This window comes from Herbaspirillum sp. CAH-3 (assembly GCF_009668275.1).
Taxonomy (GTDB): Bacteria; Pseudomonadota; Gammaproteobacteria; order Burkholderiales; family Burkholderiaceae_D; genus Herbaspirillum; species Herbaspirillum aquaticum.
In genome coordinates this window covers 18,938-35,195 of sequence record NZ_VSWE01000001.1, presented here as the reverse complement: position 1 = coordinate 35,195, position 16,258 = coordinate 18,938, and the positions used below count along the sequence as shown (strand labels likewise).

The window sequence follows — 16,258 nt, the reverse complement described above, 5'->3', positions numbered from 1 at the left end:
ACAGGGGGCGCATCACAGGTCCGGCGCGCGGTTGTTGAGGTAGATGCCGTGCGGCGAGCGGCCCACCGGGATCACCTTGGTCACCGAGCGGGTGTCGAGGTCGATCACGGCGACTTTCTTGCTCCAGCGCAGGGTCGCCCACATGGTCTTGCCATCGGCGGTCACTTCCATGCAATCCGGGCCGCCCGGGACCTTGATGGTGCCGACGTTTTCCAGGGTGGTCATGTCAACCACGCTGATGGTGTTGGCCACGCGGTTGGAGACATACACATAGCGCTTGTCACCCTGGCCGCGGAAGTTGTGGGCGCCGATACCGGTCTTGATCTTCTTGACCATCTTCTGGGTACGCCAGTCGATCACTTCGACGTAGTCGCTGCCCATGATGCCCACCATCAGGTACTTGTTGTCAGGGGTCATGATGATGCCGGCCGGCAGCTTGCCCACCGGCATGGTCCACTTGACCTGCTGGGTGGCCAGGTCGATGGCGCTGATCTGGTCGCTGCCCTGCTGGGTGATGAAGGCTGTGGTGCTGGCGTTGTCGAAGGCGATGTGGCTGGGGGTCTTGGCCAGCGGGATGCGCTTGGACAGCTTCAGGTCGTGGCCGTCATAGCTGTAGACATCGACGCGGTCCAGGCGCAGGCCGGTCGCCACGAACCATTTCTGGTCGGGAGTGAAGCCGATCTGGTAGGGATCGATGATGTCGCGCAGCTTGCGCTGCACGGCGCCAGTCTTGGGATCGAGGAAAAGCAACTGGTTGCCGGTGGCGCTGGCCACGATCAGCGACTTGTTGTCCGGGGTGGCCATGAGGTGGTGCGGCTCCTTGCCCACCGAGAAGGTCGAGATCTCCTTCTCGCCGGTCGGATCCAGCAGCGACACCGAAGCATCACCGGAATTGAGTACCACGACCACGTTGGCATGGGCCGGGGCGGCCACACAGGCCAGCACGGCCGAGACGCATGCTGCGCGGAGGGAAAGGGATAAAAGTTGGCTGAATCGACGCAACATGACGAACTTTACTCAAAAATGCCTGATCTATCGTGCCAGGGCAGGCCCTGGAGCACGTCCTCGCCTCTTAACGCTCGCTGCAACGATCCCGCTGACAGCCCACTGACGCAATATGAAAAATTTCTAGATTTTTGGTTTACACTGCCAGCCGATCCGGTCGCATGACGCCACCGGGGCGGCCTGGAGCCCAGTCGCAGCGCGCCTGCGGCACCCGAAGCACCGTTGTCACGCGATATGTTTCCACAAGGCATTTCGCATGGTCAGCAGTGGTCAGGAATCTGGCCATATGGCCGCCACCCATCCCCTCACCGAAAGGAAACCGATGTCCATCATCACCACAGCTTCCGGGCTGCAATATGAAGAAATCAACGTTGGCGCTGGCGATGAAGCCAAGGCCGGCAGCCACGTTACCGTGCATTACACCGGCTGGCTGCAGAATGCAGACGGCACCGCCGGCAGCAAGTTCGATTCCAGCAAGGACCGCAATGACCCGTTCGCCTTCCCGCTGGGCGCCGGCCATGTCATCAAGGGTTGGGATGAAGGCGTGCAAGGCATGAAGGTCGGCGGTACCCGCAAGCTGATCATCCCGGCAGGCCTGGGCTATGGTGCCCGTGGCGCGGGCGGCGTGATCCCCCCGAATGCCACCCTGATCTTCGAAGTCGAACTGCTGGCCGTCTGAGCCCGAGGGAGGAGAGACATGAGCACCCTGCAAGAACAGTTCGAAGCCGCCGTCGCAGAATCCAAGAGCCTGCCCGAGCGTCCCGACAACATGACCCTGCTGAAGATGTATGGCCTCTACAAGCAGGGCAGCAACGGCGACGTGCAGGGCGAACGCCCCGGCATGACCGACTTCGTGGCCCGCGCCAAGTTCGACGCCTGGGCCGCCCTGAAGGGCAAGCCGCAAGCCGAAGCGCAGCAGGAATACATCGACATCTTCAATGAACTGAAGGGTTGATGCGGCCGTGACGGCAGCCTCCCGGACCCCGGGATGCCCGCCGCCTGCGGATGAAGAAACGGGCGCACCTGGTCTCAGGTGCGCCCGTTTTGTTTGAGGCTTGAGTCTTGCGCCGTAGCGGCAGATCAGCGCGCCGCCACGTCCGGGTTGAGCAGGTTGGGCGGACGCTGGCCCGACAGCGCTGCGATCAGGTTGCCCGCCGCACAGTTGGCCATGGCCAGGCGCGTGGGCGTGGACGCGCTGGCGATATGCGGGGTCAGTACGACGTTGCTCAAGTCGAGGAATTCCGGCTTGAATGAAGGTTCATTCTCGAATACATCCACCCCGGCGGCGGCGATACGGCCTTCACGCAGGGCAGCAATGAGCGCCGCATCATCGACGATGCCGCCGCGCGCGATGTTGGTGAGGGTGGCGGTCGGCTTCATCAGCGCCAGTTCGGGGGCGGCGATGGTGTGGTGCGTGTCTTTCGAGTAAGGCAAGACCAGCACGACATGGTCGGCCTGTTGCAGCAGCTCTTGCTTGCTGACATAGCGGGCGTTGTTGGCGCGCGCTTCCTGCTCGGGGGCCAGGCGCGAACGGTTGTGGTACAGCACCTGCATGTCGAAGCCCAGCGAACGGCGGGCAATGGCCTGGCCGATGCGGCCCATGCCGATGATGCCCAGAGTGGCACCATGGATGTCGGGGCCGACGAAACTGTCATAGCTCCACTTCTTCCACTTGCCGGCGCGCAGGAAGTGCTCCGATTCGGTGATGCGGCGCGCAGCCGCCATCATCAGGGCCCAGCCGAAGTCAGCGGTGGTCTCATTGAGCACGTCTGGCGTGTTGGTGGCCATGACGCCAGCCTGGGTGGCGGCGGCCACATCGATGTTGTTGTAGCCCACAGCCATGTTGCAGACCGCCTTCAATTGCGGATTGGCGGCGAAGAGTGCGGCCGTGACCGGCTCGCTGGGCGTGGTGAAGAGGCCATGCTTGCCATGGGCCTTGGCCAGCAGCTCATCGGCGCTGTAGATGCGGTCGTCCTGGTTGGATTCGACCTCGAAATGCTGCTCCAGGCGTGCCAGGACTTCAGGGAAGACGGCGCGGGCGACGAAGATCTTGGGTTTCATGCGGGTCTCGTGGTCTCGGTTTCGTTATCGGAATAAAGCGGGGGTAGCACTCAGAAGAACAGGAAGCTCATGACGATGAACAGCGGCACCAGGATGCCCACCGACCACGCCATGTAGCCGAAAAAACTGGGCATGCGGATGCCGCGCTCTTCCGCGATGGCCTTGACCATCATGTTGGGCGCATTGCCGATATAGCTGTTGGCCCCCATGAAGACGGCACCGGCGGAGATGGCCGCCAGCGTCGAGGCCAGCGGCCCCATCAGTTCCCGCGCATCGCCCGAAGCGGTGTTGAAGAACACCAGGTAGGTCGGCGCATTGTCGAGGAACGAGGACAGCAAGCCCGTCATCCAGAAATACATCACATCGTCCGGTTTGCCGTCCGGGCCGGTCACGGCGCGCACCACGGTGGCAAACGCGCCCTGCTCGCCCGCCCGCAGCATGGCGATCACCGGGGCGATGGTCAGGAAGATGGCCGCAAAGAGCTTGCCCACTTCCAGCATCGGGCCCCATCCGAAGTCATTGCCGCTGCGTGCGGAAGCTGGCGTGAGCCACAGCGAGAGCAGGATCACGCCCACCAATAGGCCATCACGCAGCAGGTTCTGCCACTCCAGCGGCGTACCCAGCACCTCGGTGGCCACGCCCGGTTTCCACAGGCCGCTCATCAGAACCAGACCGACCACCGCGCCCAGCAGGAGGAAGTTGAACTTGCCTTCCAGGCGCAGCGCCGAGTCCGGCGTGGGATCGAGCGGGCGGCGCTCTTCGCGGTTGAGGTAAAAATGGCGATCCAGCAGATAGAAGACCAGCAGCAGCGCACCGCACAGGAAAGCCATCGGCCCCAGCAGGTGGCGTGCGGTCCAGAAGAAATCCACACCCTTGAGGAAGCCCAGGAACAGCGGCGGATCGCCCAGGGGCGTGAGCGAGCCACCCGCATTGGCGACCAGGAAGATGAAGAACACCACCACGTGGACCGTGTGCTTGCGATCATCATTGGCGCGGATGAGCGGACGAATCAACAGCATGGCCGCACCGGTCGTACCCATGAGGCTGGCCAGCAAGGTACCCAGTGCCAGCAATCCGGTATTGAGCGCGGGCGTGCCGTGCAGGTTGCCGCGCACGCAGATGCCACCGGCCACGGTGAAGAGCGCGGTCAGCAGGATGATGAAGGGAAGATATTCCGCCACCAGCGCATGCACGCTGATGGCCAGTGCCGCATGCGACCCGTGCAGGGCCGCAAACGGCAGCAGGAAGGCCAGCGCCCAGGCCCCGGCGATCTTGCCGAAATGGTGATGCCACAAGGCCGGCGCCAGCAGCGGCAGCACGGCAATCGACAGCAGAACGCCCGCGAACGGCAAGGCCCAGGCCAGGGAAAGCCCGGCACCGTCCAGATCGGCGGCTTGGGAAACGGCCGGCAGCATCAATGCCAGCATTGCGGGGAGACGAATTGTGAGAGCTCTGATCTGCAAATGAAGGTCCTGATGGCAAATAGAGGGGTGGCCGTCACACGACAATCTGCGGCCAGGGGGAGCCACACTATACCAGCCATGCGAGCACGCCCGAAGCGAAAGCCGGGCAGGCGAAAAAATTTCAAGTATGCATGCCCCTGCGTCAACTGCGCAGCTGGCGCCACACCTCACCAAGCGTGACCGCATCGGGCCACGCCAAGGACAACAGCATTCCGCTCACGCTCACCAGCAGAAGCACCGCGAGGAAGGGTCGCCAGGTGCGCTGCACGGCCGTCTCCAGCCAGTGGCGATCGGTACGGTAGCCGAAGCGCCGATACAGCCCGGCCGCCAGCAATGCATCGAAGATCAGTTCGGAAAACAGCACGGGCGCCATGCCCAGCAAGGTCACGACCGAATACAGCGCGGCAGCAATGAGCGAGATCACCGATACCGCAAAGACCAGCAAGCCCAGTGCTTCGCCCAGGTCAATGCCGTCCGCCAGGCCAGCGGCACCGCCATCGCCCATCTCGCCCGGACCGAAATCCACATTGGCGCCGGCCCCGCCGCCATCGAAGCTGCCCCCACCGCCCTGCCACTGATGCGCAGACTTGGAGAAGGAAACATTGAGGGGCAGATCGCCGAGGAAACCGGCGTCGATTCCGGAGCCGTCATTGCGGCGGTTGCGCCCGTCCTGCTCCGGCTGCACGCCTGACGCGAACTGCGCGCCCGCGCTGGCCGCCATCCCGGTCCCGGCCAGCGCCCTGCGCCGGTCGCCACGGCGCAGCAGCCATAGCCATATCGACAGCATCAACAGGAAACCCGCATACGCCACCAGGCAGGCCAGCCCATAGCGCAGCCCCATGTTGTGCCAGCCAAGCCGCAGCATCCATGCCGAGGCGAGCAATCCGAGACTGGCGGCGAGCGTGATGAGCAGCAGCATGAACAGGCGCGGGAAGCCCCGATGGCTGATCTTGCGGCTCAACCGCAGCGTCCGTACCCGACGGAACAACATCGGCTTCTTCAAGCCCTGCCTCCCCGATGGCGCATCAATTGATCCCGCCTTCAGGCCTTGATCTGGAATACCTGGCGCAAGTAGTTCACATAGGCCGGGTCATCGCACATGTTCTTGGAAGGCGTATCGGACAGCTTGGCCACCGGCTGGCCATTGCAGCGGACCATCTTCATGACCACCTGCAAGGGCGTGTAGCCCAGGTCATTGGTGAGATTGGTACCGACGCCAAAGGCCACCTTGGCGCGATCCTTGAAGCGCAGGTAAAGCGCGCGCACCTTGTCGAAGTCCAGGCTGTCGGAGAACACCAGCACCTTGCTGGAAGGGTCGACGCGGTTGTCACGGTAATGCTGGATCAGGCGCTCGCCCCATTCAAACGGATCGCCCGAATCATGGCGCGCACCGTCGAAGAGCTTGCAGAAATACATGTCGTAGTCGCGCAGGAAGGCATCCATGCCATAGACGTCCGAGAGCGTGATGCCGAGGTCGCCGCGATACTCGCGCGCCCACATCTCGAAGGCGAAGGTCTGCGAATCACGCAGGCGCGGGCCCAGTGCCTGGCAAGCCTGCAGGTATTCATGCGCCATGGTGCCCAGCGGGGTCAGGTCATGCTGCATGGCGTACATCACGTTGGAGGTGCCGGCGAAGTGGTCCCCCATATGCTGCTTCATCTCGTCGATGACCTCGGCATGCCAGCTGCGCGAGAAGCGGCGGCGGGTGCCGTAGTCGGCAATCTTGCAGCCGGCCAGTTCGGCATCATCAGTGATGACCGACATCTTCTTGCGCAGACGCGCCCTGCCCTCCTCCAGGTCCGGTGAACGCTGGGTGGCGCGGAAATACACTTCATTGACGATGGCCAGCACCGGCACTTCGAACATGATGGTGTGCAGCCACGGCCCCTTCACCTGGATCTCGATCTCGCCATTGCCGGCCGGATCGGGCTGGACCGTGATGTACTTTTCGTTCAGGTGGAACAGGTCGAGGAAGTCGACGAAGTCGCTCTTGATGAAGCGCAGGCCGCGCAGGTAATTCAGTTCATCTTCCTTGAAGCGCAGGCGGCACAATGCGGCAATCTCGGCGCGGATCTCGTCGACATAGGGGGTCAGGTCGATGTGCTCGTTGCGGCATTTGAACTTGTATTCGACCTGGGCGCCGGGGAAGTGATGCAGGACCACCTGCATCATCGTGAATTTGTACAGGTCGGTATCGAGTAGGGATGTGATGATCATGAAGTCCGGATGCGGACATGCCGCATGCTGCCATGTTGATGGTCCACGTGCATGAGGGCTGCCCCGGAGCGCGCCGCTGCATGCGTTGGCCACGCCCTGAAGCGTCGCGACCGCTATCTTAACCGAGATCGCCCAAAGCAAAGCCCCCTGCCATGAGGGGGCTTTGGCAACACCGCGGGCGGCGAGAGGCTGGCTTACTTGCCCGCCGAAGCCGGACGGCGTCCGCGCACGTAGGTCGGCGGCGGCAGGTAGGCCGTGCCGTCGAGGTAGCGCCATTCGCGCATGGTGCTGCGGCCATCCTTCTGCGAGACCAGGCCGATGAAGGCCCCCATCGTGGATTGCTGGTCCAGCGCACGGAAGCTCAACTCACCCAGCGGCGACGACCAGTGCAGGCCGCGCAGGGATTCCAGCAGCACTTCGCCGTCCCCGCCTTCGCTCTTCTTCAGGCCGCCCGCAATGGCCATCATGGTGCTGTAACCCAGCACCGCCGAGAGTTGCGGACGTTCGCTGAATTTCTTCAGATAGGCTTCCAGGAAACGCTGGTGCTCGGGCGTATTGATCTGGTCCCACGGGTAACCCACGGCCACCCAGTCGCGAATCGCTTCACTCTGGCTGGGATCCAGGCTCTGCGCCCCGGCCGAGGTCATCGACACCACCCGCACACCGTTGAACAGCTGCTGGCGATTGCCGGCCTGCACGAACTTTTGCAGGTCTTCTCCGAAGGTGGCATTGAAGATGGCATCCGGACGCGACTGGCGGATCGCCCGCGCCACCTCGTCGGCCTTCATCTTGCCCATGGCCGGCCACTGGTCGCTGACGAATTCCACATCCGGACGGGCTTGTTTCAACAGCATCTTGAAGCTGGCCACGGCACTCTGTCCGTATTCATAGTTGGGCGCCACCATGGCCCAGCGCCGCCCCGGCATGCGTGCCGCCTGCTCGGCCAGCATCGCGGCCAGCATGTAGGTCGAGGGACGCACGCGGAAGGTGTAGCGATTGCCCTTGTCCAGGGTGATGGCGTCAGTGAGCGCATCGCCCACCACCAGCACCGTCTTGCTGCGGGCGGCTTCGCGCGCCACGGCCAGGGCCACGTCGGAGAGCATGGTGCCGGTCAGCACTTCCACGTGCTCCTTGCTGACCAGCTCCCGGGCATTGCGGGCGGCCTGGTCGGCATCACCCAAGTCGTCGCGGCTGATGAGCTGCAAGGGGCGGCCATGGATGCCGCCGGACTCGTTGATCTGTTCCAGCGCCAGCGACAGCCCGTTGCGATAGGCCTGGCTGGCGGTGGAGGCGCGCCCCTGGCTGTTGATCTCGCCGATGCGGATGGGCTCGGCAGCCGCAGCGCCCACCGGCAGCGCAAGGGAAACGGATACTGCCAGCGCGGCGAGCAAGGCCGGCAGCAGCGAAAGACGGGATCGGGGGGAGGACTGGGGGCCTGCAGCGTTCACGCCGGGACTTCCTTCTGATGATGTGCGACAAGCCGCGCCACGCCGGCGGGCCCGGCTCCAGGCGCTGGAACCGCAGGCCACAAGACCCTGGCGGCGGCTGGGCTTATCGCGAGCTTGTTTATTTACTTATACGTAATCTGTATAAGCCTCATTTGTGGGAAAAATCGAATTACCTTAAAATACAAGGCTTTGCGGCGGGTTGCGCAGCGGCATCACCAGCGCCTTCCACAGGCCTCCACCAGGCGTCCACAAGATGCCAGGAAACTGGAAAATGCACCTCAACCGCAGGTTGACCAGCCGCAACATGATTTTAACCGTGCCATATTGCCATCAATTGCGGCGCAGTTAGCCATCGGTTTGAAGAAATTTTACAGATAGGACAGTTATGACCCACGTTGTCACCGATTCCTGCGTCCGTTGCCGCTACACGGATTGCGTGGATGTTTGCCCGGTGGATTGTTTCCGCGAAGGCCCCAATTTCCTCGCGATTGACCCGGATGAGTGCATCGACTGCGCCGTCTGCGTGGCCGAGTGCCCGGTCAATGCGATCTACGCGGAAGAAGACGTGCCGGCCGACCAGCAGCAGTACATCGCCCTGAACGCCGATCTGTCCCGCAGCTGGCCCTCCATCACCAAGACCAAGGCACCGCTGCCGGAAGCCGAGGAATGGAAGGACAAGACCGACAAGCTGCAATACCTGCAGCGCTGATTCCTGCGGAGAATCAAGTGGACCGGGCCTGTCCCGGTCGACAATGGCGGTTGCGCATCCAGCCCGGCAGTTTCATCGCCACGCCAGATGCGCAGCCGTTTGCATTTGGCCGCCAGCAATACCCCTGAGAGCCGCATGGCCGGGCTGAATTGCCCCTGCTTCGTCCTCCTGTTGCGCTCTCGGCTAGCATTTCGCATCTCTTTTACCTGGCCTCTCCCCCGCCAGCGGCCCTGCCGCCAGCCAGCGCCCAGCGCAAGAGGGAAAAGCCGCTCTACTGATCTGATCTACTGAAACAGGAATATCAAGAAAATCATGGAAAACAATGTCCAGACTGCGGCAGTCAACGGTGTCATCGATGCCGATGCCGTCATCATCGGCGCCGGCCCGGTGGGCCTGTTCCAGGTGTTCGAACTCGGCCTGCTGGAAATCAAGGCGCACGTGATCGATTCGCTGCCGGTAGTCGGCGGCCAGTGCGTGGAGTTGTATCCGGACAAGCCCATCTATGACATCCCCGCCGTGCCCGTCTGCACTGGCCAGGAACTGACCGACAACCTGTTGAAGCAGATCGAGCCCTTCTCGCCGACCTTCCACCTGGGCCAGGAAGTGACCCTGGTGAACAAGCGCGAAGATGGCCGTTTCGACGTCGAAACCTCCACCGGCACCAAGTTCATCACGAAGACCATCTTCATCGCCGCCGGTGTGGGCTCGTTCCAGCCGCGTACCCTGAAGGTCGAAGGCATCGAGCAATTCGAAGGTTCGCAGGTGTTCTACCGCGTCAAGGACCCGGCCCTGTTCGAAGGCAAGAACATCGTCATCTGCGGCGGCGGCGACTCCGCCCTGGACTGGGCCTTGAACTTCGTGGGCAAGGCCGAATCGGTGATCCTGCTGCACCGTCGCGAAGAATTCCGCGCTGCCCCGGCTTCGGTGGCCAAGATGAAGGAGCTGTGCGAACAGTACGAGATGCAGCTGGTCATCGGCCAGGTCACCGGCACCGAGATCAAGGATGGCAAGCTGTCCGAAGTCAAGGTCACCGGCGCTGACGGCGTCACCCGCCGCCTGCCGCTGGACATGCTGCTGGTGTTCTTCGGCCTGTCGCCCAAGCTGGGCCCGATCGCCGAGTGGGGCCTGGAGATCGAGCGCAAGCAACTGAAGGTGATGGATACCGAGAAGTTCGAGACCAATGTCCCGGGCATCTTCGCCGTGGGCGACATCAACACCTATCCGGGCAAGAAGAAGCTGATCCTGTCGGGCTTCCACGAAGCCGCGCTGGCCGCCTTCGGCGCTGCGCCCTACATCTTCCCGGAAAAGAAGATCCACATGCAGTACACCACCACCTCGCCCAAGCTGCACAAGATCCTGGGCGTGGAAAGCCCGGTCTTCGACTAAATCGACGTCGCAAGACCCCAAGTGCCGCCGCAAGCGGCCTGCAGAGCCCCCGTCCGGTACGGGGGCTTTTTGTTTATGAAGGTTTTTGCAGAAACCTGTGGGGCCCGCGCCACTGGTCTGACCAGCAAGCAGGGCGTAAGGCAAAGCGTGCTATGCTACCGCGTCGCAACAAGGAAAAAGTTGACAGATTAAACACAATATGAACTCTGTCAGCCGATGATCGTCGCCAAACGTTTGTGGCACATGCTTGCTGCGCACCTGGTCCGGGTTATCCATCCGGACGGGAAAGCCAGCCGGTGCTTGTATAAAGGTCAGCTATGCTTTATCAACTGCATGAACTCAATCGCGCGTTCCTGAACCCCATGATGCAATGGGCCGAAACCTCGGCCAAACTGTTCTCGGACCCGGTTTCCCCGCTCGCCCACACCCCTTTCTCGCAGCGCATCGCCGCCGGCTATGAGTTGCTGTATCGCCTCTCCAAGGAATACGAAAAGCCCCTCTTCAACATCGGCGAAGTGCCCGTTGACGGCAAGCCGGTCGGCATCACGGAAGAAGTGGTCGAGACCAAGCCCTTCTGTCGCCTGATCCATTTCAAGAAGGACCTGTCGGCCCGCCAGAGCGCCGCCTTGAAGCAGCCCACCGTGCTGGTGGTGGCCCCCCTGTCCGGCCACCACTCCACCCTGCTGCGCGAGACGGTGCGCGCGCTGCTGCAGGAGCATGACGTCTTCATCACCGACTGGACCGATGCCCGCATGGTGCCGGTCGAGGCCGGTGAGTTCCACCTGCACGATTATGTCTACTACGTGCAGGACTTCATCCGCACCCTGGGCCCGGACGTGCACGTCATTTCCGTGTGCCAGCCCACCGTGCCGGTGCTGGCGGCCATTTCGCTCATGGCCAGTGCCAACGACCCCAAGCAGCCCAAGAGCATGACCATGATGGGCGGCCCCATCGATGCCCGCAAGTCGCCCACCGCCGTCAACGACCTGGCGACCGAAAAGCCCTTCTCCTGGTTCGAAAACACGGTGATCTACAGCGTGCCGGCCAATTACCCCGGCTTCGGCCGCAAGGTCTACCCCGGCTTCCTGCAGCATGCCGGCTTCGTGGCCATGAACCCGCGCCGCCATGCCCAGAGCCACTGGGATTTCTACATGCACCTGCGCGACGGCGACGATGCCTCGGCCGAAGAGCACCGCAAGTTCTACGACGAGTACAACGCCGTGCTGGACATGCCGGCCGAGTTCTACCTGGAGACCATCAAGGTGGTGTTCCAGGACTTCAACCTGGCCCGTGGCACCTGGGAAATCGAAGGCAAGCTGGTGCGTCCGCAGGACATCAAGTCGGTCGCGCTCTTCACCATCGAAGGCGAGCTCGATGACATCTCCGGTTCCGGCCAGACCCAGGCGGCGCAGGAGCTGTGCAGCAGCATCCCGAAGGCACGCAAGCAGCATTTCACCGTGCCCAAGGCGGGCCACTACGGCATCTTCTCGGGCCGCCGCTGGCGCGAGATCGTCTGTCCGAAGATCGGCGAATTCATCCGCGCCAACGCGTAAAGCTGCTCTTTGCGCCAAGAACGGCACCCCGTCTGTACGGTGGTGCCGTTTTGCTTTGTGGCGGCGGCATGACTTGGCGGCGGTTTGGCCGGATAATAGCGCCCTTGTCCCGTTGAACTGCCTGACCGCCGTGCCGCCATCCGCCACCACCGCCCCCGCCTCCCTGGCCGACCGCCTCGAAGACCTGCTGCCGCAAACCCAGTGCACCAAGTGTGGCTATCCGGCCTGCCGTCCCTATGCCGAGGCCATGGCCGAGGGCCGCGCCCCGTATAACCAGTGCCCGCCTGGCGGCCAGGAAGGCGTGGCGCGGCTGGCACAATTGCTGGGCAAACCGGTGATCCCGCTGAACCCGGCCAACGGCAGCGAACAGCCTCGCCGCCTGGCGCTGATCGATGAAGCCGTCTGCATCGGCTGCACGCTCTGCATCCAGGCCTGCCCGGTCGACGCCATTGCGGGCGCCGCCAAGCAGATGCATACGGTGATCGAATCGCTCTGCACCGGCTGCGACCTGTGCGTGGCCCCCTGCCCGGTCGATTGCATCAGCATGGTCGAGGCTACGCCCGGCCGTACTGGCTGGCAGGCCTGGAGCCAGGAACAAGCCGATGCTGCCCGCGCGCGCCATGACTGGCGCACCCTGCGGCTGCAGCGCGAGAAGGAAGAAAACGATGCCCGCCTGGCCGCCAAGGCCGCTGCCAAGCTCAAGGAAGTGGAAGCAGCGGCGGCCGGCACGCCCGAAGAACAAGCCGAACTGGCCCGCAAGAAAGCCATCATCCAGGCCGCCATGGAGCGCGCGCGCCTGAAGAAACTGCAAGCCGAACAAGCCAGCCCCCAGACCGACAGCCCACCGCCATGAATCCGACCAAACGCCGCGAGATCTTCGAGCGCCTGCGCCAGGCCAACCCGACGCCCACCACCGAACTGGAATACACCACGCCGTTCGAGCTGCTGATCGCCGTACTGCTGTCAGCGCAGGCTACCGATGTGTCGGTGAACAAGGCTACCCGCAAGCTCTATCCGGTGGCCAATACGCCCGAGGCCATCTACCGCATGGGGGTGGACCAGCTCATGCCTTACATCCAGACCATCGGCCTGTATCGCACCAAGGCCAAGAACGTCATCGAGACCTGCCGCATCCTCATCGAAGAACACGGTGGCGAGGTACCGGAGTCGCGCGAGGCGCTGGAAGCCTTGCCGGGCGTGGGCCGCAAGACCGCCAACGTGGTCCTCAATACGGCCTTCGGCCATCCCACCATCGCGGTGGATACGCATATCTTCCGGGTCTCCAACCGTACCGGCCTTGCACCGGGCAAGGATGTGGACGAAGTCGAGCGCAAGCTCATCAAGTTCGTGGCGCCGGAATTTCGCCAGGATGCGCACCACTGGCTGATCCTGCACGGCCGCTACACCTGCATCGCGCGCAAGCCCCAATGCTGGAACTGCATCATCGCCGACCTCTGCGAATTCAAGCAGAAAACGCCACTTCCGGCCAAGGGCGTCTGAACAGGATCTAGCGCGGCAGCCCATGCAGGCGCGTGACCGGCACCCAGCGCTGGTCCTGGACTTCATACAGGGTAAAAGTCGGGTTGAGCAGATCGCCTTCCTCGTTGAAGGCCACCGGTCCGCTCACGCCCTCGAAACGCAAACGGTGCATGGCCCGGGCAATCGCATCCGGATCGGTGCTGCCAGCCTGGCGCAGGCCCAGCAGGATGGACTGCGCCGCTTCATAGGCGAAGACCGCATAGAGGTCGATATCGGAGTCGAAAGCCTCACTGTAGCGCTGGCGGAAGTGCCGCCAGCCGGGCATCTTGTCCTGCGGCGGTCCGGGTTCGAGGACCAGCGCACCGTTGGCATCGGGACCGGCGCGCATCAGGAAGGGCAGCCCCAGTGTGCCGGGCGAGGTCATCAGGCGCGCCTCCAGCTTCAAGCGGCGGATGGACTTGGCCAGCACACCGGCTTGCCAGTCCAGCCCGCCGAAGAAGATCAGGTCCGGCTTGAGGCTGCGCGCCTGCATCAGCGGGGCGTTGAAGTCGGAGGTCTTGTCGCTGACGTTGTAGCGCGCCAGCACCTTGCCCCCCTGCGCCTCCACCTCGCGGGCGAACTGCTCGGCCAGCCCTTGGCCGAAGGGAGTGCGGTCATCCATGGTCACTACGGAACGCAAGCCAAGCTTGTCGACGGCATAACGTGCAGACCAGCGGCCGATGCTCTCGTTGTTGGGAATGGTGCGGAAGATGCGCGGATACGACAGGGCCGTGAGCTTGCGGCTCATCGCCGAAGGGGTCACCTGGATCACGCCTGCCGCATGGTAGACCGGGGCCGCTGCCAGGCTGGTGCCGCTGGTCCAGTGGCCGACCACGCCGATGACACGCTGGCCGATCAGGTAGCGCGCAACATACTCCGCCGTGCCGGGGTCCGCCCTGTCATCCTGGGACACCAGCTTGAGCCGGTAATGCTTGCCGGCAATGATCACACCGCGCCGGTTGGCCTCATCTAGCGCCAGTTGCACGCCATTGCGCATGCTGCGGCCCACGCCCATGGAAGGGCCGCTCAAGGGGCCGGCAAAGCCGATGGCCAGGGTCGATTCGTCGCCCGCGTGCTCGTCGCCGGCCATGCTCGCCTTGGCCGCTGCCGAGGGAGCCGCCAGCGCGGCCTGCGCGCAGCAGCCCAGCAAGGCCAGCGCGATACAAAGCAACGGCCGCGTCCATGTCCGTGGACGGCGCACAGGCCCGATCAGGCTTCCGCCAAAAAGCATGCATGCTTCCTTCTCGCTGCCCGGCCTTGCGTTCCCCCCATCGCGCCAGGGCGATGCGGCCGGGTACTGCATTGGATGGATTATTCAGATACTTGTCGTAGGGAAAGAATATTACTTCATCTTGGCCTGTCATGACGCAGGCCTTGGCCGGCCTCCTGAAGCGCGTGGCAGACCAGCGTAGAATAGCGCTTTATCCCCGATTGATGCACCGCCATGTTCACGCCGTCCCAGCACGATGTCCGCCGCTTCTTCTGCGAAGCCTACCGCAAGCACCAGGGCAACCAGGTGCTGACGCCCCTGGAAGCCATCGCCCGCGACTGGATCCTGCAGCATCCGGAATACCACGATGCCCTGCGCGACGTGGATGAAGCGCTGGCGGCCGACTATTCGATCGAGCGCGGCCAGAGCAATCCCTTCCTGCATCTGTCGATGCACCTGTCGATCACGGAACAGATCTCCATCGACCAGCCCCCCGGCATTCGTGGCGCTTTCCAGCTGCTGGCCCAGCGCCGCGGCTCGGAGCACGATGCCCATCATGAAATCATGGAAGCCCTGGGCGAAATGATCTGGAACGCCCAGCGCAATGGCTTGCCGCCGGATGGCGCAGCTTATATCGAGAATATCAAGCGGCGGGCGCAGGGATAAACCTTCACACGCACAACAAAAAGCCACGCCGCAACTCTCTGCCGGCGTGGCTTTTTCTCGTAATGGACCAGCGCAGCTTACTTGCGCACCACCAGGCTCCCCGGCAGGCTGTGCAGATAAGCGGCGATGTCGTTGATGTCGCGATCCGTGAGCGGCTTGGCCTGGCCGGACATGATGGCGTTGTTGCGGCCATTCATGGCGGTGTCGCCCCGGCGGTAGGCCGTCAGGGCATGCTTGAGGTAGTCCGCATGCTGGCCGGCCAGCTTCGGGTAGCCCGGATCGATGGGCGAGTTGTAGTCCTTGCCGTGGCAGGAGGCGCAGTTGTACTTCTCCACCAGCGCACGGCCATTGGCCACGTCGGCGGCGCTGGCCGCTTGCGACAGCAGGGCGGTGGCGCCCAGCAGCGACAGGGCAATCAGGTTCTTCTTCATCTCGTGGCTCCCCTTACTTCTGCTGCGAATAGTAGGCGGCCAGGTCGGCGATGTCCTGGTCCGACAGGCTGGCGGCCACGCCCATCATCGAAGGATGCTTGCGCTCCCCCTTCTGGTAGGCACGCAGCGCGTTCTCGATGTACTTGGCGGACTGGCCACCCAGCATCGGCACCTGGTAGACCTCGGGATAGCTGGCTTTGTAGCCGGGGATGCCATGGCAACCGATGCACATGGAGACTTTGTTTTCAGCGGCCTTGGCGTTGCCGACGATGTCGGCCGCAGTTGCACTGCCGAGCACGCCAGCCAGGGCAAGAAACACGAGGTGTTTTTTCATGTGAGCAGGGTAAGTGATTGGACTTGCCATCCGTCCCGCCTCAACCTCGGCGCGGCGGACACCCGACGAAACGCATCTTTTGCTGCCAGCGGCAAACTTTATCGTGCTTGTTCGATTGCCCTGGTATTGCAGGTTTGGCTGTTCTGCTATGGCTCAACCGGTGTTTCGGCTCAAGCTTGTCTCTCCACTCCCCCTGCCTTGCGCAAAAAACGATTTCGATTCTAACCAATAAAACCGGCAGCGTCATCCCTGCCCGC

General features: G+C 63.1%; 17 protein-coding genes. 8 read left to right on the top strand and 9 right to left on the bottom strand.

Annotated elements, in window-relative coordinates:
• Nucleotides 1-12 precede the first annotated feature (12 nt).
• Nucleotides 13-1,005 (bottom strand): beta-propeller fold lactonase family protein, encoded by a 993-nt coding sequence (locus FYB76_RS00165; protein WP_088754077.1) that lies wholly within the window; start codon nt 1,003-1,005, stop codon nt 13-15.
• Nucleotides 1,006-1,327: 322 nt separating this feature from the next.
• On the opposite strand from FYB76_RS00165, the gene FYB76_RS00160 reads away from it, so the two are divergent.
• Complete coding sequence (locus FYB76_RS00160) at nt 1,328-1,684, top strand: FKBP-type peptidyl-prolyl cis-trans isomerase (RefSeq protein ID WP_088754076.1); 357 nt, start codon at nt 1,328-1,330, stop codon at nt 1,682-1,684.
• A gap of 18 nt (nt 1,685-1,702) precedes the next feature.
• On the top strand, nt 1,703-1,960 hold the full coding sequence (locus FYB76_RS00155; protein WP_034340818.1) for an acyl-CoA-binding protein: 258 nt from the start codon (nt 1,703-1,705) through the stop codon (nt 1,958-1,960).
• 125 nt (nt 1,961-2,085) lie between these two features.
• Here the strand turns inward: FYB76_RS00155 and FYB76_RS00150 are convergent, their stop codons facing one another.
• The 5 genes from FYB76_RS00150 to FYB76_RS00130 all read right to left on the bottom strand — a co-directional run bounded on the left by FYB76_RS00150 (nt 2,086) and on the right by FYB76_RS00130 (nt 8,194).
• On the bottom strand, nt 2,086-3,066 hold the full coding sequence (locus FYB76_RS00150) for a D-glycerate dehydrogenase (protein WP_088754075.1): 981 nt from the start codon (nt 3,064-3,066) through the stop codon (nt 2,086-2,088).
• Nucleotides 3,067-3,116: 50 nt separating this feature from the next.
• Nucleotides 3,117-4,493, bottom strand: coding sequence for a sodium:proton antiporter (locus FYB76_RS00145; RefSeq protein WP_195724540.1), 1,377 nt, complete (start codon nt 4,491-4,493; stop codon nt 3,117-3,119).
• A gap of 178 nt (nt 4,494-4,671) precedes the next feature.
• Nucleotides 4,672-5,490, bottom strand: coding sequence for a hypothetical protein (locus FYB76_RS00140; protein WP_229296834.1), 819 nt, complete (start codon nt 5,488-5,490; stop codon nt 4,672-4,674).
• 80 nt (nt 5,491-5,570) lie between these two features.
• A complete protein-coding gene (gene pncB, locus FYB76_RS00135) occupies nt 5,571-6,746 on the bottom strand; it encodes a nicotinate phosphoribosyltransferase (protein WP_034340811.1) in 1,176 nt (391 codons plus the stop codon).
• 194 nt (nt 6,747-6,940) lie between these two features.
• Complete coding sequence (locus FYB76_RS00130) at nt 6,941-8,194, bottom strand: ABC transporter substrate-binding protein (protein ID WP_088754072.1); 1,254 nt, start codon at nt 8,192-8,194, stop codon at nt 6,941-6,943.
• A 385-nt stretch (nt 8,195-8,579) separates the two neighbouring features.
• Here FYB76_RS00130 and fdxA point away from each other — a divergent pair, with 385 nt between their 5' ends.
• The 5 genes from fdxA to nth all read left to right on the top strand — a co-directional run bounded on the left by fdxA (nt 8,580) and on the right by nth (nt 13,342).
• Entirely contained in the window at nt 8,580-8,903 is a 324-nt protein-coding gene (gene fdxA / locus FYB76_RS00125) for a ferredoxin FdxA (protein WP_039787587.1), read from the top strand.
• Nucleotides 8,904-9,215: 312 nt separating this feature from the next.
• Nucleotides 9,216-10,289, top strand: coding sequence for an NAD(P)/FAD-dependent oxidoreductase (locus FYB76_RS00120; RefSeq protein ID WP_039787591.1), 1,074 nt, complete (start codon nt 9,216-9,218; stop codon nt 10,287-10,289).
• A 317-nt stretch (nt 10,290-10,606) separates the two neighbouring features.
• Complete coding sequence (locus tag FYB76_RS00115) at nt 10,607-11,842, top strand: polyhydroxyalkanoate depolymerase (protein ID WP_154132288.1); 1,236 nt, start codon at nt 10,607-10,609, stop codon at nt 11,840-11,842.
• A 130-nt stretch (nt 11,843-11,972) separates the two neighbouring features.
• Nucleotides 11,973-12,695 carry an electron transport complex subunit RsxB gene (gene rsxB, locus FYB76_RS00110; RefSeq protein WP_370516276.1) on the top strand — a complete coding sequence of 241 codons (723 nt, stop codon included), beginning with the start codon at nt 11,973-11,975 and terminating at the stop codon, nt 12,693-12,695.
• A complete protein-coding gene (gene nth, locus FYB76_RS00105; protein ID WP_058894916.1) occupies nt 12,692-13,342 on the top strand; it encodes an endonuclease III in 651 nt (216 codons plus the stop codon). Before rsxB ends, nth begins: the two co-directional genes overlap by 4 nt.
• 7 nt (nt 13,343-13,349) lie before the next feature.
• Here nth and FYB76_RS00100 read toward each other — a convergent pair whose 3' ends face one another.
• Nucleotides 13,350-14,591, bottom strand: coding sequence for a branched-chain amino acid ABC transporter substrate-binding protein (locus tag FYB76_RS00100; protein WP_154132286.1), 1,242 nt, complete (start codon nt 14,589-14,591; stop codon nt 13,350-13,352).
• 213 nt (nt 14,592-14,804) lie between these two features.
• On the opposite strand from FYB76_RS00100, the gene FYB76_RS00095 reads away from it, so the two are divergent.
• A complete protein-coding gene (locus tag FYB76_RS00095) occupies nt 14,805-15,236 on the top strand; it encodes a DUF1841 family protein (protein ID WP_088754068.1) in 432 nt (143 codons plus the stop codon).
• A 77-nt stretch (nt 15,237-15,313) separates the two neighbouring features.
• On the opposite strand, the gene FYB76_RS00090 is transcribed toward FYB76_RS00095, so the two are convergent.
• Both FYB76_RS00090 and FYB76_RS00085 read right to left on the bottom strand, forming a co-directional pair.
• Nucleotides 15,314-15,667: a cytochrome c gene (locus tag FYB76_RS00090; RefSeq protein WP_039787599.1), complete on the bottom strand. Its 354-nt coding sequence runs from the start codon at nt 15,665-15,667 to the stop codon at nt 15,314-15,316.
• Between the two features lie 13 nt (nt 15,668-15,680).
• Nucleotides 15,681-16,001 (bottom strand): cytochrome c, encoded by a 321-nt coding sequence (locus FYB76_RS00085; RefSeq protein ID WP_088754067.1) that lies wholly within the window; start codon nt 15,999-16,001, stop codon nt 15,681-15,683.
• Nucleotides 16,002-16,258: the final 257 nt, after the last annotated feature.